Genomic DNA, 21,629 nt, shown 5'->3' on the forward strand with positions numbered 1-21,629 from the left:
ACAAAAATACTCATAAAAAAAGACTTAGTAGTAATTTACTAAGTCTTTTTTAAGATATTCATTTAAAACAGCTTACCATCAGCGATTCTGTTCCAGCCACTTTAGGACTTCAGACTGCTTATACAGAATTTTCCCTTTAATCTGAATAAACGGGATTCTCCCATTATCCCTCCAATCTTGTAGGGTACGAGACGAAATGTGAAGCATCCGGCAAACATCACGGTTTGAAAGGAAGTTTTCACCATTCAGGTGCGGAGTACGATTTTTAAGAGTCTGCTCAATAGTATTAAGTAGTTCATCCAAATCCGCAAATAAAGAAGCAATATCCGTTGATTTTCTGTCTAATATTTCCATTGTAGAATCTTTTAGTTCCGTATATAGTCACCTAATACGGAAAGGGTCAATATATCCAGTTTATTGTCATAGTTGATAGCCATCCGTTTCAGGTTATAGTTAATAAAGAACCCGTCTTCATCTTCCTGAATCTCATAAGTGGCAGGGCTTGCCTGACGACTTGTTTCGTTCATGTGAATTACGCTAAGTAAATAGCTGTTGTCGTTCCTGTATATGATTATAGTCGGATTCAGGTTTACACTTTCCCAATTGCCGACCAACACACTTAAATCGAACAAATTTTCGTCCATGTATATTTTTTCTTTCATCGGGATTCCTTTTTAGAGTTGTCTATTAACTGCTGCATATCCGATACCCTATAATAACATTTTCGTCCAATCAGTGAAAATGGCAGCATACCGCTATCCCTGTATGACTGTAATGTTCTCAGCGATATTTGCAGGAGTGCGCAAACATCTTCGTTACCTAACCATTGTTCTTTGTCCTGATTATCCCCGCAAAGGTCTTTAACTTGATTGGAGAAACCCTTGAAACGCTCTTTCATCTGCTCGAACGTTTTGCTTTTGATTGCTATTATATCCATAATAAAATACGTTTATTGATTAATAAATTATTCTCATTGCAATGATTTTCAGGCAAAGAAAAGCAGAATGCAGGTTCGTTTTATGAAATGTGATGCAGAGGTAGGAAATGGCTGCGAATGGCGTAATACACCCAATCCCAACACATATTTTTTTTAATTGATATACATCTCATTCATGTAGGGAATAGATAAGACAACACTTTTTAGAAATTTACTCTTTTTGTGAAGCAAAAAGGAAGAAATTTCTAAAAACCGCTTGCGGCTTGGTGTTGGCGTTCTATTACTGGAATGTATCTTTGTAAATCAAATAAATAAAGAACTATATTAACTCAATCTTTAACTTGAAAATAATCTATAAGATTGTTCACGGCTATTGCATAGTTTGAACCGTCAATAGGTTGGAATCCTAATTTTCGGGCAAAAGAACCACTTTTGTCGTTTGTCGATTCTATTCCGATATGTTTAAAGCTGTATTTTAAGGCTGTTTCTGCTAAAAACTTCACTAAGTGAGAACCATGTCCGACACGTTCTTTTTTGAAGCTGATTCGGGCGATAATAAGGCAATCGGACGGGAATGTACTTTCTTTTCTTCTGATACGCAAGTACAGGTCTATACGGCTGTTTCTTCGGGTGCTTATAACATTGTCGGTTGTCAGGTACACAAGCGAACGACGATATTTAAACCGTTTCATCAGGTATGTATCTATTGTTTCCTTTATTTCTTCGTACTCATTCATATTATTGGCTTTTGTTGACTATCTTCTGAATCCCCGCTTTGGTTTCTTTTTTTATTTTCTTTTTCATGGGTGTTTGTTGTTCTTCATTGGTGTTTATATCGGGAGTAAGCAAACCTAATGCAGAGGATAGTCCTAAATTCGGCAGATTGGAAGTATGTTTATTTTCTTTCTTATCTTCCTGATTGATAGATTGATTATTTGGAAACTTGTTTTCTGTCATTTCTTCCTGCTTATCTGCATATATGCCGACATGGTTGTCTGTATTCATTCTTCCTTCATCGATAATGTGTTGTTCCTGCATTTTCAGTTGGTCGGTAACACTGCCATTCTTCATCGTGTTGTAATACTCGAAAGATTCGGATAGAGGTCGGTTGTAGCTGAATAGCTTGTCAAATCCCTGTTCTGCCTGTTTGAATAGGTTATTACGGTCAAAACCGCCTTTAATTGCTCCTTTCTTGGTGTTCTTATGGTTGGTTAGCGGAGATAGCTTCTTTTTATTAGTTTGGTCTTTCCGGCTTACAATCAAATGGCAGTGCATATTCAGTTCGTTATCGGAACGGCTACGGTCAAAATGTATCTTCCCGTAAAACTTTATATCCGCTTCGGATAGTCCTTTGTTGAAGTTTTTGGCGTATTCAAGAATAAAGACTTCCCGAATATATCGTTTCATGGCTTCGGCTTTCTCCTGTTCAGTATTCCCCATTGCCCGAAGTTCACTTTCTGATGGGCTGACATGTATGGCAAAAAACTTAGCATCTATTTTCAACAGTTGCCCAATATTACTATCTATATCCTTAATAACCTTTGATTTGTAGATATTATCATCCGTCAGACTGAAAAAGCCATCGGTATAGATACCTTTCTCCATACGTTCCAAATCTTCATGCTCCATATATGAAACTAATTGGCGGCTACTTCCTGCATTGTTATACGTTCCACCCGATGATGGGGCAAAATCTATGTGCATGGCTTTACGTGTTTATCAGATTGATAATCTCTGCTTTTAGGCTCTCTTTCCGTTTACTATCCATCACACCACAAGCGGATAACTCCGAATAGAGTTGTATCAGTTGAAGCAATTTTTTATAATCCCGTTGGTGTATCTGATAGAGTGCGTTTAGTTGCTTCCCTTGCTGGTTGATTACGTCAGCGTGTTTGCTAAACTGTTCACTTACTTTTTGCAATACGGCTGTTTGTTTTCCCTGACTGGTTTCCAGCCACGAAAGAATAAGAGTTTCCAATGTTTTGCCAATGGTATCAAACCGAACCGCAATAGAATTGGCGGTTCGTATCATCGGATTTAGTTGTTCTTCCTCGTAGTGACGAATGAAGCGGATAATGTCGTCCTGCCGTTTGTTTATCTTCGCCAGTTCCGATTTTACAGATTCCGGTGCTTCCGATGGGTTGATACACGCTTTATCAATATAGACAAATGCCAACCGGACTATTTCACCCTTTTTCAGTGAATAGCGTTTGCAGAGCTTATCTATCAACTTTCCCGTCTGCCGGTCTATGCCGATGGTGGTAAGTGTGGATATATTATTAGTCTTATCCATGATTATAACTTTTTTATGAAGGATGTGAGATTTATTCGGTTGATTATGAGTGAAATAAGTTTCAGGCTTATAATCACTGTTATAAACGGTTACGAATGTAACCTCTTAAAGCCGAAGGCTTTGTCCCGCAGGGCAAGAGGGAAGAACAGGACAAAGTCCAGTTCCCTCTTGCTTCATTTAGCGAAATGAGCCGAGCCACAGAGCGAGGCGATTTCAGCTAAATGGGGAGTGGTGGTACATCATCAGGTGGTAATATTACTCACCCTGTTTTGCTTCATATTGCTTATCGAACTGATTTTCCTTTTTAAATCGCTCGTAGGTCGTTGAATCTGCATTTTCTTGGACAAATGCCCGAATGTCAGCCGAACGATAATAGGTCTTATGGCTAATCGTGAAGTAAGGGAGCTTACCACTTGCCCGATACCTTTGCAGGGTTCGGAAAGATACTTTTAGCAGGAATGCTAAATCCTGATTATCAAGTATCTTATCATTTTCGTCCAGTACATTGTCTGTATTGATAAGAGATTTCAGGTCTTGCCCGATTTCGGATAGTTTTTTCGATAGTCGTTCCATCCACTTATCGAAGTTTTCATTGTCTATATACATTTTGCTTTCATTTTTTAGTTCAACATTATTGTTTTCAATCGATTGATGAAGCAAAGTTCGGCAAATGGATGCAAATAAGTTAGGGGTGTACCAGTGGTACACCCCTATAAATAGTTGGTAAGTTGTTGATTTACAAATAACCTTTATTCTTACTTTCTTCGGTAATAGCTTTGCGAAGTGTATCTAAAAAATCAGTTACTTTTGATGGCTTACGCTTAATAACGCTTTCATGCTTCTTGTGAACATCCCCCAATTTGATGTTGAAGAGGTATTCAAATGCTTTTCCAATTTCTGTAAGGGGTGATTCTGTTCCGGTATGGGTTACTACTCTTTTAGATAGGAATAGTCCGCTAACAAGCTCCATTATTTCAATGAGATAGGTCTCGTCTGTTAGGTATAGCGGTGATGGTGGAAAGCTGTTTTTTCGATTTTGAAACTGAATCGGATATTTGATTCGCATATTGAGTATGCGAATTTCTGTATTTACAAGTCCTATTGCTTCATCAACAAGTAATAACAAGGCATTTTTCCCCCTGCCCAAATTGTGAGCGATACGATTTGAGCCTGTTTAGTCCAAAGGAGAAGTAGCGTAATAATACAGCGTAGTCTTGTTCATTTATAGCAATGCTTGCCAAATGGTTGGCAAGCTCCTGTAATGCAGCCGTTAAATCATTTACGGCAAATTCTTTCTGTGAATATTCCGACAATAGCCGGAAAAATCTCTGTTCGGATAATTCTTTCATGATTCACACAATTAAAGATGTCTTTTGATTCTAATATTCCGTTTTTTACTTATAGTATCATTATATAAACTCCCGTTAAAATTCTTATATTGAGCGTTTTTGTAGATTTCAACCAGTTTTTTGCTATAACCCTGAATCATCGCATTAGATTTTTGGAATAAGTTGGTTGCTAAGATTCCGCTTCCCAATATACCGGGATTACAGACTACTGTATCTTTTTTTATAGCGTTCATAATCAGCTCCGAACACGTATAATCCTTAATACCTGTCTTGTTTAACTTCTCCGACACGTATTTATAAAGTTCTTGTTTATCGTTAATGGTCATAAATCCATACCACAACAAACACTTCATGCCCAATTTAGTAGCACTGATTAATACATCAAGATAAGTATTCTCGTTGCTATTGGGTTTATCTATCTCGTAAGGGTCTATATGTAAAAGCGTGGATTTGGGTAATGATGGCAATAGCTTTAATACTCCATCAATCGAATCGCAGTTAAAGGTTCTAATTGGTGGTGCAACAGCTTGGTGTCTTGTAAATGATTCGATATTCTCCAGTGCCTCTTTTTCTAAATCAAAGAATAGACACCCCTTAACATCATTATTCAATACTTTCATGGCTAATGCTGGAGAACCTAAATAGTTTCCATTTGCCATGCTTTCACTCTCTAATTGATAATAAAGGGAGTTTTTTAGTGTAGCATCTTTATTCGCTTCGTTCAGGAAGTGATAAATACCATATTCTTGTTCGGGAGTATGTGTCATTGTATAGATGGCACACGCTGAATTTGTTTCTACATATATCTGCGGTTTTTCTATTTGAAGAACCTCGCAGAGAACAAGATGTTTGAGAACATCGGGTTGTTTGCCGAAGTGAGTGTAAGTTACCATAATAATTCAGTTTATCATTATGGTGGCAATATTAGGTAGTAAAAAGCGAAAAAGCCTTGACGAAAGTCAAGACCTCTATTTTTGCAGTTGTTTTTTGCGGATTCTACTTAGAGTTTCAGGAGTTACACCGAGAAAAAGTGCTATTTCCTTTAAAGTTATTAGTTCTTGCAAATCAGGACATCTCTTCATTAACGTCTGATAGCGTTGTTCAGGAGTATCGCAATAGAACCCTAATAAGCGTTGGTATATCTCTGCAAACATGGTTTCGGCAATACGCCTGCCTAAACGCTGTGTTTCCATATCGGTTTCCCAAAATTGGTTGAGTTTGCTTAGAGATAAAAAATAGACCTCGCAATCAGTTGTTGCCTGTATGCTAACCGTTGCATCGGTTCTATTAATTAGAGATGGATAATCACATACAAAATCATTTTCAAAACTGTAACCAACAATCCATTCGTTACCGTTCGTATCTATGCGAGTAAGACGGAATATACCAGATGCAACAAAGCCTATATGGTTAGTTTTATCGTTTTGACGAACCATATATTCATTTTTTCTAAATACTTTTAGTGTGCCACTTTCAAGAAATAGTTTTTCTAATCTCGTAGTATCTACACTTTCATTCGCATTGAATTTATCCATGTTAAATGCTTTGTAATTACAAAAATACGAAGAATGATGGATATATTTGGCAAGGTTTCAACAAAATGATTTATCTTTGTGGTAGAGTTATTTGAAGCAATGGAAAAACACAGCAGACTAAAGAAGTTCGCTCGTTTCTATATCGTTACCCATTGTTATACTCTTCTTCTTCAAAAATCTATTATTCAATAGATTACAATCACATTTCTTGTTTTAAAACACATATAATGCCTTTATGAATATTTCAATGAAGAATTAACACATAAAATAGTTTCCAAAATTTCCAAATTATGACGATTCCTCGTATATTTGCAAAAGGAAATGTGTTGTGAAGAATTTCGCCGCAAAGCAGTGCAAAAATTTGGTGGAGCAATAGCGGGAGATTACTTCTTTTTTGAAAATATATCTATAAGAAATACAGCCACTTAAGTCAAAATGACGATTTCTGGTGGCACCACTCAAATAAATACTCCCATTGAAATGATAATATTTCAATGGGAGTATTTATTTACACCCACTCCCCCTATCCCCAGCAACATGCTTTAAGATAGACTTTACTATTATCCCATGAAAAGGTCTGATAATAAAGAAATATGCCCTTCCCAGCCAATTATTGTACTTCACAACAGTAGTAATCCGAAGTTCTTGTTTTCCTTCGTGATATTCCCCGCACCACATGGACACATGGAAATCAAGATGCTTATCCGGCATTCCGAGAATTTCTTCATGCAGATTTTTATCCAAGACCATATCTGTAAATCTGGTTGCTGTATCCAGTCCTAATGGCTTTACAATCGCATTCCTGAAATTCATGAGCCAACCAATCCACTTAGGAAATCGGCTGAAGGCAAGATTGCGAAAATCTTCCGGTGTCAAAGCCTGCCCAGTGACCATCACTTTAGAAAAAGAATCTATATAATCTACAGGAAAATAATTCTTTATTAAGCTGTCTGCCGGTATATCTTTCATCTTATCACATATTGAATTTATTACTCGTTTGCTTTTCATTCACGGCGTCCCCAATGACACGGCCTACAAAGGTAGCCACTTAATCCAACCCTACAACATATTCTTAGAAATAATATTATCCCGTAAAAGATAAAGCTCAAAAGAAAATTATCAGTTATCTTTGTTCCATGACTACCAACAAGACAACTCCCAAAGAATTATGGGCAAGACAGCAGATTAGCGGTCCCGATGTGGACTATGATTTATGGAACAAGAAAAGAATATCCGTGCAAGCGTTCTCACAAATGAGTCAGAGCTGTATTTTTACAGTTGACGTATTTAAAGAGAGATACGATTTTGCATCCGACAGTTTTGCCCATCTTTTCGGATACAATCCCACTTGGATAAAGACAATCAAGCAACAAGGCGATTTACTGGAAGAGAGAATACACCCTGATGACAGAATTCAACTCACAGAATGCCAAATCGAGCATGGACAGTTCATCTACTCACTCCCACCGGAAGAAAGAAATGACTACCGGCAAATATTTCAATTCCGTATGTTGAATGCACGGCAACAGTATATCAATGTAAGTAGCCGGCAACAAGTCATAGAAACAGACCGGAATGGTAAAGCCTGGATAATCATGGGAGTAATGGACATACTTCCCGACCAGACCCCTATCGAAAGAATCAAACGGACGGTGGTGAACAGAAAAACGGGAGAGATGCTTCCAACATGCACTGTTTCTCCCGACAAACAATTATCCAACCGGGAGAAAGAAATATTACGACTCATCCGACAAGGTTTTCTAAGCAAGGAAATCGCTTACCAGCTGGGAGTGAGCATCTATACTGTGAACAATCACCGGAAAAACATCCTAAGCAAGTTAGATGCCAACAATATAATGGAAGCCATCCATATAGTAGAAAATCTTGGTATCTACCTCTAAGATTACGGAAGCCAACCGAGACTGTCCGCCAACTGATTTGTTTTGCGCCACTCTTCAAGCTCCTTATAAGTGCCGATACCTCCCGTAAAGACAGCATGATAAATCTCTATACCTGGAATCGTTACACCATCCGGCACATCGAATTTGATTTGCAATATCGTTTTCCTAATCTCAGGAGTAAGGCGCTCCGCAATAGCGGCAGTCACCTTTTCTACAACACCATCATACCTGGAACCTTTCCGGATGTGAATCATATCAAACTTCCAAGTATTCTGTTCTCTATCCTTATATAAAGCATGCCACTCCATACACTCTTCCTCCGTATGGATAAGGTTCCTATATTGTATTTCCTGCAAAGGCAACCGTTCCGCAAGTTCCCGGATGACCGAAAAGCTCTCTCCTACATCCAACCTATCGGTATAAATATGGATATCTATATCCCTACTTTTCGCCAACAGCCCGGTACGGAGTGAGCCCACCAAATGAACGGTTGCTCCAATGCGCTCCCATGCTTCAATAATACGGGTATCTTCCAATACTTTCCATGCAGATTGCTGATTCTGCCTTGCAAGCTCATGAATGTCCATTTACCTCCACTTTTTTGAATGTGCAAAGATATAAAACTTCCCAGTATATAGCTATAAATAGCCATTTCCCTTCCCGATACAATACACTAATTTTGCACACTGTCTTATCTTTTAGCAACAACTAATTATGGCATTCAATCAAACAGAGAAACAAGAGAAAGAATATTTAAAGCAAATAATCAGTTTTCTGAAAAAGGTTATCGGTAATACCGACGCATCAGTGAAAGACCACGTCGACACCTTGGCAGAATACAAAGACTATATCTGGTCCAACAAAGACATCGACCCGCATGAGATACGCTCCATGCGCGAAAGCATCCTAAACCATTTTGCCTTGGGGGAAAGTGTAATCAACAAGCGTAAGCGGCTCACCAAGATACTTGCCATTCCTTACTTCGGACGAATTGATTTTTTGGAAAAGAAAGAAAACAGCAAAGTGATGCCTATCTATATAGGCATCCATACCTTCTATGACCCGAAAAGTCGAGCTACCCTTATCCATGACTGGCGAGCACCCGTTTCGAGCATGTTCTATGACCATGAATTAGGAGAAGCAGGCTATCGGTCTCCATCGGGAGAGATTAAAGGAGAAATTTCCCTAAAACGCCAATACAGAATTCGGGGCGGCAAAATGGAATTTATGATTGAAAGTGCCCTGACCGTCCATGACGACATTCTGCAAAAGGAGTTAAGTTCCAATGCAGATGACAAGATGAAAAATATCGTTGCCACCATCCAACGGGAACAGAACCGGATTATCCGCAACGAAGATATCCGCACGCTTATTATTCAAGGAGTGGCCGGCTCTGGAAAAACATCCATCGCCCTGCACCGCATAGCCTACCTGCTCTATACCTTCAGAGACAGCATCTCGTCAAAAGATATTCTGATTGTCTCCCCCAACAAAGTGTTTTCCGATTACATCTCCAACGTCCTCCCCGAACTTGGAGAAGAAACCGTGCCCGAAACCAGTATGGAACAAATACTCTCCGGAGTGTTGGAACACAAATACAAGTACCAAACATACTTCGGGTTAGTGAATGAACTGTTAGAGAAGCCATCCTCAAGCCTCATCGACAGAATAGCCTATAAAGCCTCTTTCGGCTTCATTTCAGAGCTTGACAAGTTTATCCTCCACATAGAGAACACCTACTTCAAGGCAGCAGACGTGAAGCTGACCAAATACATCACCATACCTGCCCCGTTTATTGAAGAACAGTACCTACGTTTCAACCGTTATCCCATACGCCGACGATTTGATGCTATGGCTGATTATATGCTGGATATGTTGAAAATACAATACGCCTTTACGGTAACCACCGCCGGCAGAAACCTTTTGAAAAAAGAAATCAGACTAATGTTTGCAGGCAATAACGACATTCAAGTCTACAAAGATTTCTTTAAATGGACAAATAATCCCGGAATGTTCAAAATGCGAAAGGGACATACACTCGAATACTCAGACTTGGCACCGCTGGCATACCTACACTTGGCATTGGAGGGAAACGGGAACCAGCCATTCAGAGTCAAACATCTGTTGATAGATGAGATGCAGGACTATTCGCCCATACAGTACAAGGTAATACAGAAACTCTTTCCATGCCGGAAAACCGTGTTGGGCGATGCAGGACAGTCCGTGAATCCTTATGGTTCATCCACAGCAGAAACTATCCAAAAGTCACTGACTGCAAGTGAAATCATGAAATTGTGTAAGAGTTATCGTTCCACCTTCGAGATTACGGATTTTGCGCAAAAGATTCATCCTAACGCAGAGCTGGAACCGGTTGCCCGGCATGGAGAAAAGCCACAAATCCTGCAGTTCGGCAGTGCCGTAGAAGAACTGTCCGGCATTATGGGACTAATCTCCACTTACCGGAAATCCGGATATAAGTCTCTTGGCATCATATGCAAGACGGAGCAGCAAGCCAGGGAGATGGCAGACGTGCTGAAATCATATGCCAATGATATCAGCTTCCTATCAAGTCAAAGCTCCGCATTTGTGCAAGGCATCGTCATCACCTCTGCCCACATGGCAAAAGGGCTTGAGTTTGACGAAGTCATTATTCCACAGACGGATGAGAGAAATTACCGTTCGGAGATTGACAAGAGTATGCTTTATGTAGCTGTAACCAGAGCTATGCACCGCCTAACCTTGACATTTCACGAGGCAAGACCGGCAACTCACTGATGATGGATTATTAAGGAAATCTATCCCAACAGCCTTGTACAAGATGCGGCAAGCAACGGCGTATCTCATCAATAGTGTATCTTTTCTTGCCGACAAGTTGGCAAGGTTTTGCCTCCTTCTTGGCAAGACTTTGCCACCGCATTGGCAAAACTTTGCCATCGGCTTGGCAAAAGTTTGCCAAAAGCACGGCAATAGGTTGGCAAAATTACTCTCTGATTGACAACAAGTTAAAACAATCATCACATCGGTAACATGAAAGATATGCCAAGTCAATTCCGCCAACGGTTTATTGTTTACTTCTTAAATAGAAAACCGATTGCAGTGCCAGCAAAATCACAAAAAGGTATTCTGCCGTTAAGTAAATAGCCAAGGATGCATGAGTGCAAGCGCTTAACCAATAAAGATACCCCAGATACACGACAGTGGTAGTCACTTGGAAAAGAAAAGTAATCCGGGTTTTACCGGTCCCTCCAACTGCGTTGAGATATACATAGCCTGGCAAGGCAAAGGTATAATTCAGCAACGTCACAACAAAAGGGATGAAAGCCTGCTCCGTTAACAGTTCGTTATCTGTATAGATTCCTATTATCAAGCGATTACAGCATACAGCTACCCCTATCAGTGGAAATCCAGCAGAATAGCCCAACCTCAGTATCTTACGGCAGATAATGAAAACAGCCCTCCTTTCTCCAGCCCCAATCGCATTACTAACCAGCGAACCCGTAGTGACCGCAAAAGAATTGACTATTACAAAAAAGACAGCAGATACACTTCGCGTAATATTGGAAATGGCTAATTCCGTTTTACCCAAATGTTCCACCGCCACAAAAAACAAGAGCCACGGAGCCACGCTGATAAAGGCATGAAGCATGCTCCATACCGACAAGCTCAGCACATCTACCAACAGCTTTCCGTCATATACCGGTTTCAATCCATATTTCCCTTTATCTATTTTCAGCCATACATAGAAAAGAAGCATCGCCAAAGAACCCATCTCTGCCAGAGAAGAAGCAATGGCAGCTCCCGATATTCCCAGTCCTCCAACGAATATCAGAATATAATTCAAAGGAATATTAATCACTACTGCAACGGCTGCAGCCCACGATAATGCCCGAGTGCATGTTATTCCCACAAGAAAAGAACGGATAGCCAAAAACGGAAACGAAAACAGCAAACCGAAACTGCGCCAGTCCAGATACTGAATTACAGCCCGATAAATCTCCGGTGAGGAAATCAACCTTCCCAATATGAAAGAAGAACTTGCCTGCATCAGCAGACAAAGCAAAATGGCCAATCCCGATAAAAAGAAGAAACCTTGAAAGAATATCTTCCCAGCCTTACCATAATCACATTCTCCATTCCTTCGGGCAATCATCACCTGCAATCCGATACTAAACCCAAACCCAAGCATGTAGACCGCCAAATAATAAATCCCTGCAATGGCAGATGCTCCCAATTCCACCTCGCCAACGTGACCTAAGAAAACAGCATCGGTTATATTTATCAGCTGCTCCATCAAAATGCTCATCATTACCGGAAAGTTGATAAGCCATATCTGTTTATATGTATAATGCATTGCTCAACAATAAAATAGCACAAAACAACACACTGTACAAGTACAGCATGCTATCCTGCAAATTCATGAATAAAAGGATATACAATCTCTATGGCAAACGGGGCATCGCTTGCCAGATAGCTGAATAGCTTTATCAAGCAGGGCTATTCGTTGAGCGTAGCTATATACAGAGCTTCATAAAAGGTGAATATGTTTGTTCATTCAAGATATAGTGCAAAAGTACAGAAAAAAATGTGCCAAAGTTCAGTTTAGGGCATAAAAAAAGGAGTACCGCTGTACTCCAACCTTTGTTAACCTTAAATCTAATACTATGAAAAACACATTGCAAAGGTACGGACTTTTGGGACATTGACAAACTTTCCAAGAAAAGAAGCATGTTTCATAACACATTTTAATAAGATAAATGCTCGTTTTCACGTCCTTTTTCACTTTTTCTGCTTCAAAATAGAAAAGGAGGTATAGCATCACGTAAAAAAATAAGCAAGTTCTTTCCATTATACTCCCAGTTTGCATTATCTTTGCACTAACACGAAGATAAGCTGCACCTCAGCATAAAAAATGAACGAGTTCATTTTATTCTGCATTCGGTTTGCACTATCTTTGTAATGAGATTAACAAGAACTTATATATGCCAGACTATGATTTAATCGCCATATTAGGGCCTACCGCCTCAGGAAAGACTCCATTTGCAGCCGCCTTGGCCGCCGAACTCCATACGGAAATCATCAGTGCCGATTCACGGCAAATCTACCGGGGGATGGACCTGGGCACCGGCAAAGACCTTGCCGACTATACCGTCGACGGGAAACAGATTCCCTATCACCTCATCGACATAGCCGACCCGGGCTATAAGTACAATGTTTTCGAGTATCAGCGTGATTTCTTGAATGCTTACGAGACTATTAAACAAAAAGGTTGCCTGCCCGTTGTATGTGGAGGAACCGGAATGTATCTCGAATCAGTGCTGAAAGGCTACCGTCTGCTGCCCGTACCCGAGAATCCTGAGTTGCGCACCCGTCTGGCGGACAAATCGCTGGAAGAACTGACCGACATACTGAAAGGTTACAAAAGCCTGCACAATACTACGGACGTGGACACAGCCAAACGTGCCATACGAGCCATCGAAATCGAAGAGTATTATGCCCATACCCCAGTAGACGAACGTTCCTTCCCCCAGATGAACAGCCTCATCATAGGTGTGGACATCGACCGGGAATTGCGTCGGGAGAAAATCACCCGCCGCCTGCACCAGCGCCTGGAAGAAGGAATGATAGACGAAGTGCGCCGTCTGATAGAGCAAGGCATCCAACCGGATGACCTCATCTATTACGGACTGGAATACAAGTATCTGACACTTTATGTCATCGGCAAGCTGACCTATGAAGAGATGTTCACGCAACTGGAAACAGCCATCCACCAGTTTGCCAAACGCCAGATGACCTGGTTCCGCGGTATGGAACGGCGTGGATTTACCATCCATTGGATGAATGCCCGGTGGCCGATGGAAGAAAAGATAGCTTTTGTAAAGAAGAAGTTGGAAGGATGATGAAATGATAAAGTGACCGGGTGATTTAAATCGTAAATAGTAAATAGTCAAATTGTAAATAGAATCATGAGTGCAGAACCCGAAAAGTTGGGAGTGATATACAACCCCAAAGCCGGAACACGGAAAGTGCAGAAACGGTGGAAAGAAATCAAAGAATACATGGACAGCAAAGGTGTGCCTTACGACTATGTGCAGTCCGAAGGGTTCGGTTCGGTAGAGCGTCTGGCAGGCATCCTCGCCAACAACGGCTACCGCACCATTGTTGTAGTAGGCGGTGACGGCGCACTGAATGACGTCATTAACGGCATCATGCTTTCCAATGCACCGAACAAGGAGAATATAGCCATCGGCATCATCCCCAATGGTATAGGAAATGACTTTGCCGACTATTGGGAAATGAGTTCGGACTACAAGAAAGCGGTGGATTGCATCATCAACAACCGCCGCCGGAAAATAGACGTGGGTACCTGCTATTATTACGACGGTGAAAAGCATCTGACACGCTACTTTCTCAATGCCATCAACATAGGCCTGGGAGCCCGTATCGTGAAAATCACCGACCAGTGCAAGCGTTTCTGGGGAGTGAAGTTCCTCTCTTACTTCATGGCACTGCTATCCATTATCTTCGAACGGAAGCTGTACCGCATGCATCTCAAGATAAACGGCGAGCATATACGCGGACGCATCATGACTGTCTGCATAGGCAGTGCGTGGGGATACGGACAAGCGCCTAGTGCAGTGCCCTATAATGGCTGGCTGGATGTTTCCGTCATTTACCGTCCCGAATTGCTGCAACTATGGTCGGGATTGTGGATGCTTATCCAAGGGCGGATTCTGAACCATAAGGTAGTGATGCCCTACCGTACGCAAAAAGTAAAAGTGCTGCGTGCGCAAAATGCCTCTGTCGATTTGGACGGACGTATTCTCGACCGTCATTTTCCACTGGACATCAGCGTACTGCATGAAGCAATAACATTGATTATACCCAATTGAAAATACTTAATCAGTAACAACCTATGATTGAATTAAAGAATAATCCTGCCGGAAACTTCTTCCTACTGGCAGGTCCATGTGTCATCGAAGGAGAAGAAATGGCAATGCGCATTGCCGAACGTATCGTGACTATCACCGAAAAACTGCAAATCCCCTATGTATTCAAAGGGTCGTACCGCAAAGCCAACCGCTCCCGCCTGGATTCCTTTATGGGCATCGGCGACGAAAAGGCGCTGAAGATACTGCAAAAAGTGCACACCACCTTCGGAGTACCTACCGTGACCGACATTCATGCAGCCGAAGAAGCCACCATGGCTGCCGAATATGTGGATATTCTGCAAATTCCCGCCTTCCTCTGCCGGCAGACAGACCTGCTTGTAGCCGCCGCCAAAACCGGAAAAACCATCAACATCAAGAAAGGGCAGTTCCTCTCTCCGCTTGCCATGCGCTTTGCGGCTGATAAAGTAGTGGAAGCAGGCAATAGGAACGTCATGCTGACGGAACGCGGAACTACTTTCGGTTATCAGGATTTAGTCATCGACTATCGCAGCATCCCCGAAATGCAGACCTTCGGTTTCCCCGTCATCCTGGATGTAACCCACTCCTTGCAACAGCCCAACCAGACCAGTGGCGTCACGGGAGGTATGCCGCAACTTATCGAGACCGTAGCCAAAGCCGGTGTTGCCGTAGGTGTAGACGGACTGTTCATCGAAACCCACGAAAATCCCGCCGTAGCCAAGAGTGACGGCGCCAACATGCTGAAACTCGACCTGCTGGAAGACCTGCTGACCAAATTGGTCCGCATCCGGGAAGCAGTCAGATAAATTCCATTTATCCGGAATGGAATCCGAAAAAAACAACAGAAGTTGTGATTTATCCAAGGGCTGTCCGACAGATAGTTCAAGAACAATTTAAATTCATAATAATATGAAACATCTATTACGTGGTTTATGGATTGTAGCGTTAATTCTTTGCTGCAATTTTCAGCAGGTATTTGCACAGCAAATGCCGCCTATCCCGGTCGACAAAAATGTCCGTATCGGAAAGTTGGACAACGGATTGACCTATTATATCCGCAAGAACAGCCAGCCTGCAAACCGGGCCGACTTTTACATTGCCCAAAAGGTAGGCTCCATTCAAGAAGAAGCCGACCAACGCGGCCTTGCCCATTTCCTGGAACACATGTGTTTCAATGGAACGACCCACTTCCCCGGTGATGCACTGAAGCAATACCTGGAGCGTATCGGGGTGAAATTCGGTGAGAACTTGAACGCCTATACTTCCGTAGACGAAACCGTATACAACATTTCCAATGTGCCGGTCACTACTCCGGGAGCCATCGACTCCTGCCTGCTGATTCTGCACGACTGGAGTAACGATTTGACCCTGGACCCGAAGGAAATAGACAAAGAACGCGGAGTCATCAACGAAGAATGGCGCACCCGTATGAGCGCCATACAACGCTTCCAGGAGAAGATGCTTCCAGTCATGTTCGAAGGAACGAAGTATGCCACTTGTTTCCCTATCGGAACGATGGAGGTCGTTATGAACTTCAAACCGCAAACTTTGAGAGACTACTATGAAAAGTGGTACCGTCCGGACCTTCAGGGTATTGTGGTAGTTGGCGATATAGATGTGGACGCCATCGAAGCCCAAATCAAGAAAATGTTTTCTGATATTCCCGCCCAGCCCAATGCTGCCAAACGCGAGTACTATCCGGTAAACGACAACAAGGAGCCTATTGTATTGGTTTATCAGGACAAGGAACAGTCCAATGTACAAGCCCTCATCTTCAACAAGCACGAAGCCACTCCTGACGAGCAGAAAGGCGACATGGGCTATCTGGTACAGAATTATGCAACCACGCTCATCAACAATATGCTGAATGCGCGTCTGAACGAATTGGTACAGACCGCCAATCCTCCTTATATATATGCCGCCACTTATGACGATGATTTCTTTGTTGCCAAAACCAAAGATGCCTTCACCGGTGTCGTTGTCTGCAAGGAAGATGCCATAGAAAATGGAATAGCCACTCTCCTGCGCGAAACAGAACGCGCCCGCCAATTCGGCTTTACGGAAACGGAATACAACCGTGCCCGTGCCGAATATCTGCGCCAACTGGAATCTGCTTATAACGAGCGTGACAAACGCAAGAATGAAGAGTACGTGGATGAATATGTCCGTCATTTCCTCGATAACGAACCGATTCCAGGCATCGAAAACGAATACGCCATCATCAATCAGATAGCTCCCGCCATTCCGGTTGCCGCACTGAACCAGATGATGCAAGCCCTCGTGACAGACAGTAACCAGGTAGTCGCAATTCTCGGTCCGGATAAGGAAGGATTGAAAATGCCGACAGAAGATGCAATCAAGAAGATACTGAAAGATATTAAAGCTGAAAAACTGACTGCCTACGTAGACAAGGTATCGGATGAACCTTTGATGGCCGAAGCCCCGAAAGGCGGAAAGATTGTATCCGAGCAGACAGACGATATATTCAGCACTACAACGCTGACACTCTCCAACGGAGTCAAGGTCATTATCAAGAAGACAGACTTCAAGGCAGACGAAATCCGCATGAAGGGAGTCAGCCTGGGCGGCAGTTCCTTGTTCCCCGACTCGGAAATCATCAACATCAACGGACTGGATGCAGTGAGTGTCGGTGGTCTGGGTAATTTCAGTGCCGTAGACCTGGAAAAAGTTCTGGCCGGCAAGAAAGCTTCCGTCAGCTATGGTATCGGTGACAAGACAGAAACCGTCAATGGCAGCTGTTCACCGAAAGACTTCGAAACAATGATGCAGCTCACTTACTTGACGTTCACCGCTCCACGCCGTGACGACGATGCCTTCGCATCCTACAAGAACCGCAACAAAGCTGCTTTGCAGAATATGGAAATGAATCCCCAGGTGGCGTTCAGTGACTCTGTCTCGGCCGGTATTTACATGCACCATCCCAGAAGAGCCAGAATAAAGGCGGACATGATTGACAAGATGGATTATGACAAGATTCTGTCCATGTATCAAGACCGCTACAAAGATGCCAGCGATTTTACCTTTATCTTTGTAGGAAATGTGAATGTGGAGGAAATGAAACCACTCATCGCCGAGTACCTGGGTTCACTGCCTGCCATCAACCGCAAGGAAACATTCAAGGACAATAAAGTCGACATGCGCCAGGGAGTTTATAAGAATGAGTTCGTAAGGAAGCAGGAAACTGCCAAAGCGTCGAATTTTGTCCTGCTGAACGGTGACTGCAAGTACGACCTGAAAAATAACATCCTGCTGGATATGACCAGCCAGATTCTTGACTTGGTTTATACAGCCAAGGTACGTGAAGACGAAGGTGGCACTTACGGTGTATATGTAGGCGGCCAGTTAAGCAAATATCCGAAAGAAAAGGCCCTTCTGCAAATTATATTCGAAACCGCTCCGGCAAAAAGAGAAAAGTTGATGCAGATTATCTTTACAGAACTCGACAACATCGCCAAAGCAGGTCCGTCGGAAGGAGACCTGAATAAAGTGAAGGAGTTCATGCTGAAAAAACACGCCGAAGACTTGAAGGAAAACAGCTACTGGCTGGGAAGCATTGACGAATACCTGTTCACCGGTATGAATCCGATAAAGGATTACGAACAGATTGTCAACAGCATCACCGTGAAGGACATCCAAAAGTTCACCGACGACTTGTTCAAGCAGAAGAACGAGATTGAGGTATCAATGATCAGTCCTGAAACTCCTGACAAAGAATAAGAGAGCCATACACACAGAAGGCTGCGTTGTTCGATGAAAGGCAGCGCAGCTTTTTTTATACAAACTCTATATATACAAATACTATGAGTCTTTTCTTAGATTTGCGCAAGCACGGAAAACTGGCAGAAAAACGAAATCCGATGTACGAAAAAAGTAAATTCGGAAAATTCTGGATGTACTTCATGTTTGTCTTCTGGGCCGGTTACCTGATATTCTTCGGTACGACCTTTGCATTCGCCTTTGACGGCGGTGCCACAGAAGCCTATCACGTAATGAATTCCGGATTGATATTTGTCCTTGTGCTGGATTTCCTGATACGCCTGCCTTTCCAAAAAACACCCACCCAGGAAGTGAAGCCCTACCTGCTGCTTCCCATCAAGCGGAACCGTCTTATCGACTTCCTGCTGATCCGTTCCGGACTGGATGGCTTCAATCTGTTCTGGCTGTTTCTGTTTGTTCCGTTTTCCATCATCACCGTCACCAAATTCTATGGAATCAGTGGTGTGCTGACCTATTGCATTGGTATCTGGCTGCTGATGGTATTCAATAACTACTGGTTCTTGTTGTGCCGCACACTGATGGGTGAGCGCATCTGGTGGCTGGCATTACCGGTAGTAGTATATGGTGGCATTGCCGCCGCACTATTCATTCCGGACAACAGTCCGCTTTTCGACTGTTTTGTCAATCTGGGAGAAGGGTTCATCACCGGTAATATACTGTCATTCATCGGTGTACTGGCTGCCATCGCCCTCATGTGGTTCATCAACCGCATCCTGATGCAGAAACTCATCTACAATGAACTGAACAAAGTGGAAGATACACGGATAAAACATGTATCCGAATACAAATTCCTCGACCGCTACGGCGAAATAGGCGAATACATGAGACTGGAACTCAAGTTATTGCTACGCAACAAGATTTGTAAGCGTTCGCTCTATTCCATCACCGGTGTAGTGATAATGTTCAGTAGTATCATTAGCTTTTCCGATGTGTATGACGGAGGTCTGAGAGATTTCTTCGTCCTTTATAATTACATTATCTTCGGCATCATGTTCCTCAGCACACTGATGGGTTACGAAGGCAATTACATTGACGGACTGATGAGCCGCAAGGAATCTATCTACTCGCTGCTGCGTGCCAAATACATACTGTACAGCATTGCATTGCTCATTCCTACGATTCTGATGATTCCCGGTATGGTTACCGGGAAGGTATCCGTACTCGGTTGCATTGCATGGCTGATATTCATTCCGGGAGCCGTATACTGCTGTCTGTTCCAACTGGCAGTCTACAACAACAAGACTACCGACCTGAATTCAAAGATGACCAGCCGGCAGAATATAGGCACCGGTCTGCAGAATCTGATTTCAGGAGGTGCTTTCGGCATACCTTTACTGCTGCTTTTTGCACTGAATGCCATCTTTGGCAAAGAGGTCACCCCCTGGATACTTATCGGCATCGGCGTGGCATTTATCGCCACTTCCAAATTCTGGCTGATGAATGTATATCACCGGCTCATGAAACGCCGCTACAAGAATATGGAAGGCTTCAGGGACAGTAGACAGAAATAGAAATCATTAAACATCAATCACTAACATGATACGCATCAACAATTTACAAAAGAATTTCGGCACAAAAAAAGCCGTAGATATAGAGAACTACACCATCGGGCAAGGCGATATGCTGGGACTGGTAGGCAACAACGGTGCAGGCAAGACCACCCTCTTCCGTCTGATTCTTGACTTGCTGCAGGCAGACCGGGGCAATGTAACCATCAATGACATTGACGTCAGCAAAAGTGAGGACTGGAAGAACTTCACGGGAGCCTTTATAGACGACGGTTTCCTGATAGACTACCTCACCCCCGAAGAATACTTCTACTTCATCGGTAAGATGTATGGTCTGAAGAAAGAGGAAGTAGACGAACGCCTGCTTCCCTTCGAACGCTTCATGAACGGCGAGGTAATGGGCCAGAAGAAATTCATCCGCAACTATTCTGCCGGAAACAAGCAGAAAATCGGCATCATCTCCGCCATGCTCCACCATCCGCAACTGTTGATTCTGGATGAACCGTTCAACTTCCTTGACCCCAGTTCACAGTCCGTAATCAAACACTTGCTGAAAAGATACAATGAAGAACACGGAGCCACCGTCATCATTTCCAGCCATAACCTAAATCATACAGTGGACGTTTGCCCGCGTATTGCATTGCTGGAAAACGGTGTTATTATCCGCGATATACGAAATGAGAACAACTCTGCCGAGCAGGAACTGGAAGCTTACTTCAACGTCGGCGTGGAGGAAGAAGCCGTAGTAGAAGAAACGGTAGAAGAAGAAGCCGTAGAAGAAATAACGGAAAAAGAAGATAAAACGGTAGAAGAAAAAAATTCGGAAGCATGAAAAAATATCTTTCTTATATAGTAGCTCTTACCATCATATTGATAGGCTTAAGTTCCTGCCATACTTCCGCGCCACGCCTGGACTACAAAGCCCTGGCGCAGGCATCCGTCCGTTTGGGAGTGGATATTGAACTGCAGGACAACCACAAGCTATACATCCATGCCTCCGAATGGATAGGCACCCCCTATCGCGCAGGTGGCGACAGCAAACGTGGAACGGACTGCTCCGGACTGGTATCGCAACTGTATAAGAAAGTTTACCACACCCGTCTGTCGAGAAGCACAGACGGGCAACTGAAAGAGAGCAGTAAAATCTCCCGCCGCAACTTGCGTGAGGGAGATTTGGTGTTCTTCACCAGCCGTGCTTCCCGCAAAAAAGTGGCACACGTAGGCATCTACCTCAAGGACGGCAAGTTTATACATGCCAGCACCAGCCAGGGAGTCATAGTCAGCAACCTCCGGGAAAAATATTACACCCAACACTGGCTCTGCGGAGGAAGAATAAAATAATACTAATTTTTCCCTTCTTGTGATTTTCTTTACTCTGTCCCGACTGATAGTCCAGAAAC

The 21,629-nt window shown here is 42.9% G+C and carries 23 protein-coding genes; 9 read left to right on the forward strand and 14 right to left on the reverse strand.

The window, feature by feature from the left end; genetic code table 11:
- Window positions 1–78: 78 nt before the first annotated feature.
- The 12 genes from DWZ03_RS16030 to DWZ03_RS16085 all read right to left on the reverse strand — a co-directional run bounded on the left by DWZ03_RS16030 (window position 79) and on the right by DWZ03_RS16085 (window position 7,083).
- On the reverse strand, window positions 79–354 hold the full coding sequence (locus DWZ03_RS16030; protein ID WP_120130388.1) for a helix-turn-helix domain-containing protein: 276 nt from the start codon (window positions 352–354) through the stop codon (window positions 79–81).
- Between the two features lie 11 nt (window positions 355–365).
- Complete coding sequence (locus tag DWZ03_RS16035; protein ID WP_229038803.1) at window positions 366–662, reverse strand: DUF3876 domain-containing protein; 297 nt, start codon at window positions 660–662, stop codon at window positions 366–368.
- On the reverse strand, window positions 659–937 hold the full coding sequence (locus DWZ03_RS16040; RefSeq protein WP_120130389.1) for a helix-turn-helix domain-containing protein: 279 nt from the start codon (window positions 935–937) through the stop codon (window positions 659–661). Before DWZ03_RS16040 ends, DWZ03_RS16035 begins: the two co-directional genes overlap by 4 nt.
- Before the next feature lie 329 nt (window positions 938–1,266).
- Window positions 1,267–1,674 (reverse strand): GNAT family N-acetyltransferase, encoded by a 408-nt coding sequence (locus tag DWZ03_RS16045; RefSeq protein ID WP_120130390.1) that lies wholly within the window; start codon window positions 1,672–1,674, stop codon window positions 1,267–1,269.
- A 1-nt stretch (window position 1,675) separates the two neighbouring features.
- Window positions 1,676–2,641 (reverse strand): DUF5712 family protein, encoded by a 966-nt coding sequence (locus tag DWZ03_RS16050; RefSeq protein WP_120130391.1) that lies wholly within the window; start codon window positions 2,639–2,641, stop codon window positions 1,676–1,678.
- 4 nt (window positions 2,642–2,645) lie between these two features.
- Complete coding sequence (locus DWZ03_RS16055) at window positions 2,646–3,230, reverse strand: BfmA/BtgA family mobilization protein (RefSeq protein ID WP_120130392.1); 585 nt, start codon at window positions 3,228–3,230, stop codon at window positions 2,646–2,648.
- Window positions 3,231–3,485: 255 nt separating this feature from the next.
- Window positions 3,486–3,836, reverse strand: a complete 351-nt coding sequence (locus DWZ03_RS16060; RefSeq protein ID WP_117988631.1) for a helix-turn-helix domain-containing protein — start codon at window positions 3,834–3,836, stop codon at window positions 3,486–3,488.
- Window positions 3,837–3,966: 130 nt separating this feature from the next.
- Entirely contained in the window at window positions 3,967–4,377 is a 411-nt protein-coding gene (locus DWZ03_RS16065) for an RteC domain-containing protein (protein WP_173015046.1), read from the reverse strand.
- A complete protein-coding gene (locus tag DWZ03_RS16070; protein ID WP_117988001.1) occupies window positions 4,340–4,579 on the reverse strand; it encodes a hypothetical protein in 240 nt (79 codons plus the stop codon). The genes DWZ03_RS16065 and DWZ03_RS16070 overlap by 38 nt, the downstream gene beginning before the upstream one ends.
- Before the next feature lie 11 nt (window positions 4,580–4,590).
- The gene (locus DWZ03_RS16075; protein ID WP_120130393.1) at window positions 4,591–5,472 is read right to left on the reverse strand and encodes a hypothetical protein; all 882 of its coding nucleotides are present in this window, start codon (window positions 5,470–5,472) and stop codon (window positions 4,591–4,593) included.
- A gap of 75 nt (window positions 5,473–5,547) precedes the next feature.
- Entirely contained in the window at window positions 5,548–6,114 is a 567-nt protein-coding gene (locus DWZ03_RS16080; protein WP_117988000.1) for a Crp/Fnr family transcriptional regulator, read from the reverse strand.
- A gap of 504 nt (window positions 6,115–6,618) precedes the next feature.
- Entirely contained in the window at window positions 6,619–7,083 is a 465-nt protein-coding gene (locus tag DWZ03_RS16085) for a DUF2867 domain-containing protein (protein WP_005835508.1), read from the reverse strand.
- Window positions 7,084–7,250: 167 nt separating this feature from the next.
- Between DWZ03_RS16085 and DWZ03_RS16090 the strand changes: the two genes are divergently transcribed.
- Window positions 7,251–8,015: a LuxR C-terminal-related transcriptional regulator gene (locus DWZ03_RS16090; protein WP_005835507.1), complete on the forward strand. Its 765-nt coding sequence runs from the start codon at window positions 7,251–7,253 to the stop codon at window positions 8,013–8,015.
- A gap of 2 nt (window positions 8,016–8,017) precedes the next feature.
- Here DWZ03_RS16090 and DWZ03_RS16095 read toward each other — a convergent pair whose 3' ends face one another.
- Entirely contained in the window at window positions 8,018–8,602 is a 585-nt protein-coding gene (locus DWZ03_RS16095) for a nucleotidyltransferase domain-containing protein (protein WP_044468579.1), read from the reverse strand.
- Between the two features lie 127 nt (window positions 8,603–8,729).
- Between DWZ03_RS16095 and DWZ03_RS16100 the strand changes: the two genes are divergently transcribed.
- Entirely contained in the window at window positions 8,730–10,790 is a 2,061-nt protein-coding gene (locus DWZ03_RS16100; RefSeq protein WP_120130394.1) for a HelD family protein, read from the forward strand.
- Between the two features lie 286 nt (window positions 10,791–11,076).
- Here DWZ03_RS16100 and DWZ03_RS16105 read toward each other — a convergent pair whose 3' ends face one another.
- Entirely contained in the window at window positions 11,077–12,366 is a 1,290-nt protein-coding gene (locus tag DWZ03_RS16105) for an MATE family efflux transporter (RefSeq protein ID WP_120130395.1), read from the reverse strand.
- A gap of 628 nt (window positions 12,367–12,994) precedes the next feature.
- On the opposite strand from DWZ03_RS16105, the gene miaA reads away from it, so the two are divergent.
- The 7 genes from miaA to DWZ03_RS16145 all read left to right on the forward strand — a co-directional run bounded on the left by miaA (window position 12,995) and on the right by DWZ03_RS16145 (window position 21,570).
- Complete coding sequence (miaA, locus tag DWZ03_RS16115) at window positions 12,995–13,912, forward strand: tRNA (adenosine(37)-N6)-dimethylallyltransferase MiaA (RefSeq protein ID WP_117966033.1); 918 nt, start codon at window positions 12,995–12,997, stop codon at window positions 13,910–13,912.
- A 66-nt stretch (window positions 13,913–13,978) separates the two neighbouring features.
- Complete coding sequence (locus tag DWZ03_RS16120) at window positions 13,979–14,905, forward strand: diacylglycerol/lipid kinase family protein (protein ID WP_120130397.1); 927 nt, start codon at window positions 13,979–13,981, stop codon at window positions 14,903–14,905.
- Between the two features lie 23 nt (window positions 14,906–14,928).
- On the forward strand, window positions 14,929–15,729 hold the full coding sequence (gene kdsA, locus DWZ03_RS16125) for a 3-deoxy-8-phosphooctulonate synthase (protein WP_119993604.1): 801 nt from the start codon (window positions 14,929–14,931) through the stop codon (window positions 15,727–15,729).
- A gap of 103 nt (window positions 15,730–15,832) precedes the next feature.
- On the forward strand, window positions 15,833–18,661 hold the full coding sequence (locus DWZ03_RS16130) for a M16 family metallopeptidase (protein WP_120130398.1): 2,829 nt from the start codon (window positions 15,833–15,835) through the stop codon (window positions 18,659–18,661).
- 83 nt (window positions 18,662–18,744) lie between these two features.
- Entirely contained in the window at window positions 18,745–20,232 is a 1,488-nt protein-coding gene (locus DWZ03_RS16135) for a DUF5687 family protein (RefSeq protein ID WP_120130425.1), read from the forward strand.
- Between the two features lie 25 nt (window positions 20,233–20,257).
- Window positions 20,258–21,061, forward strand: a complete 804-nt coding sequence (locus DWZ03_RS16140; protein ID WP_120130399.1) for an ABC transporter ATP-binding protein — start codon at window positions 20,258–20,260, stop codon at window positions 21,059–21,061.
- On the forward strand, window positions 21,058–21,570 hold the full coding sequence (locus DWZ03_RS16145) for a C40 family peptidase (RefSeq protein WP_005828855.1): 513 nt from the start codon (window positions 21,058–21,060) through the stop codon (window positions 21,568–21,570). Before DWZ03_RS16140 ends, DWZ03_RS16145 begins: the two co-directional genes overlap by 4 nt.
- Window positions 21,571–21,629 lie beyond the last annotated feature (59 nt).

This window comes from Bacteroides sp. AF29-11, assembly GCF_003602895.1.
GTDB lineage: Bacteria > Bacteroidota > Bacteroidia > Bacteroidales > Bacteroidaceae > Bacteroides > Bacteroides uniformis.

Coding starts and splice junctions, on each gene's coding strand:
- DWZ03_RS16030 (WP_120130388.1), bottom strand. CDS start 354: ATGGAAATATTAGACAGAAAATCAACGGATATTGCTTCTTTATTTGCG.
- DWZ03_RS16035 (WP_229038803.1), bottom strand. CDS start 662: ATGAAAGAAAAAATATACATGGACGAAAATTTGTTCGATTTAAGTGTG.
- DWZ03_RS16040 (WP_120130389.1), bottom strand. CDS start 937: ATGGATATAATAGCAATCAAAAGCAAAACGTTCGAGCAGATGAAAGAG.
- DWZ03_RS16045 (WP_120130390.1), bottom strand. CDS start 1,674: ATGAATGAGTACGAAGAAATAAAGGAAACAATAGATACATACCTGATG.
- DWZ03_RS16050 (WP_120130391.1), bottom strand. CDS start 2,641: ATGCACATAGATTTTGCCCCATCATCGGGTGGAACGTATAACAATGCA.
- DWZ03_RS16055 (WP_120130392.1), bottom strand. CDS start 3,230: ATGGATAAGACTAATAATATATCCACACTTACCACCATCGGCATAGAC.
- DWZ03_RS16060 (WP_117988631.1), bottom strand. CDS start 3,836: ATGTATATAGACAATGAAAACTTCGATAAGTGGATGGAACGACTATCG.
- DWZ03_RS16070 (WP_117988001.1), bottom strand. CDS start 4,579: ATGAAAGAATTATCCGAACAGAGATTTTTCCGGCTATTGTCGGAATAT.
- DWZ03_RS16075 (WP_120130393.1), bottom strand. CDS start 5,472: ATGGTAACTTACACTCACTTCGGCAAACAACCCGATGTTCTCAAACAT.
- DWZ03_RS16080 (WP_117988000.1), bottom strand. CDS start 6,114: ATGGATAAATTCAATGCGAATGAAAGTGTAGATACTACGAGATTAGAA.
- DWZ03_RS16085 (WP_005835508.1), bottom strand. CDS start 7,083: ATGAAAGATATACCGGCAGACAGCTTAATAAAGAATTATTTTCCTGTA.
- DWZ03_RS16090 (WP_005835507.1), top strand. CDS start 7,251: ATGACTACCAACAAGACAACTCCCAAAGAATTATGGGCAAGACAGCAG.
- DWZ03_RS16095 (WP_044468579.1), bottom strand. CDS start 8,602: ATGGACATTCATGAGCTTGCAAGGCAGAATCAGCAATCTGCATGGAAA.
- DWZ03_RS16100 (WP_120130394.1), top strand. CDS start 8,730: ATGGCATTCAATCAAACAGAGAAACAAGAGAAAGAATATTTAAAGCAA.
- DWZ03_RS16105 (WP_120130395.1), bottom strand. CDS start 12,366: ATGCATTATACATATAAACAGATATGGCTTATCAACTTTCCGGTAATG.
- miaA (WP_117966033.1), top strand. CDS start 12,995: ATGCCAGACTATGATTTAATCGCCATATTAGGGCCTACCGCCTCAGGA.
- DWZ03_RS16120 (WP_120130397.1), top strand. CDS start 13,979: ATGAGTGCAGAACCCGAAAAGTTGGGAGTGATATACAACCCCAAAGCC.
- kdsA (WP_119993604.1), top strand. CDS start 14,929: ATGATTGAATTAAAGAATAATCCTGCCGGAAACTTCTTCCTACTGGCA.
- DWZ03_RS16130 (WP_120130398.1), top strand. CDS start 15,833: ATGAAACATCTATTACGTGGTTTATGGATTGTAGCGTTAATTCTTTGC.
- DWZ03_RS16135 (WP_120130425.1), top strand. CDS start 18,745: ATGAGTCTTTTCTTAGATTTGCGCAAGCACGGAAAACTGGCAGAAAAA.
- DWZ03_RS16140 (WP_120130399.1), top strand. CDS start 20,258: ATGATACGCATCAACAATTTACAAAAGAATTTCGGCACAAAAAAAGCC.
- DWZ03_RS16145 (WP_005828855.1), top strand. CDS start 21,058: ATGAAAAAATATCTTTCTTATATAGTAGCTCTTACCATCATATTGATA.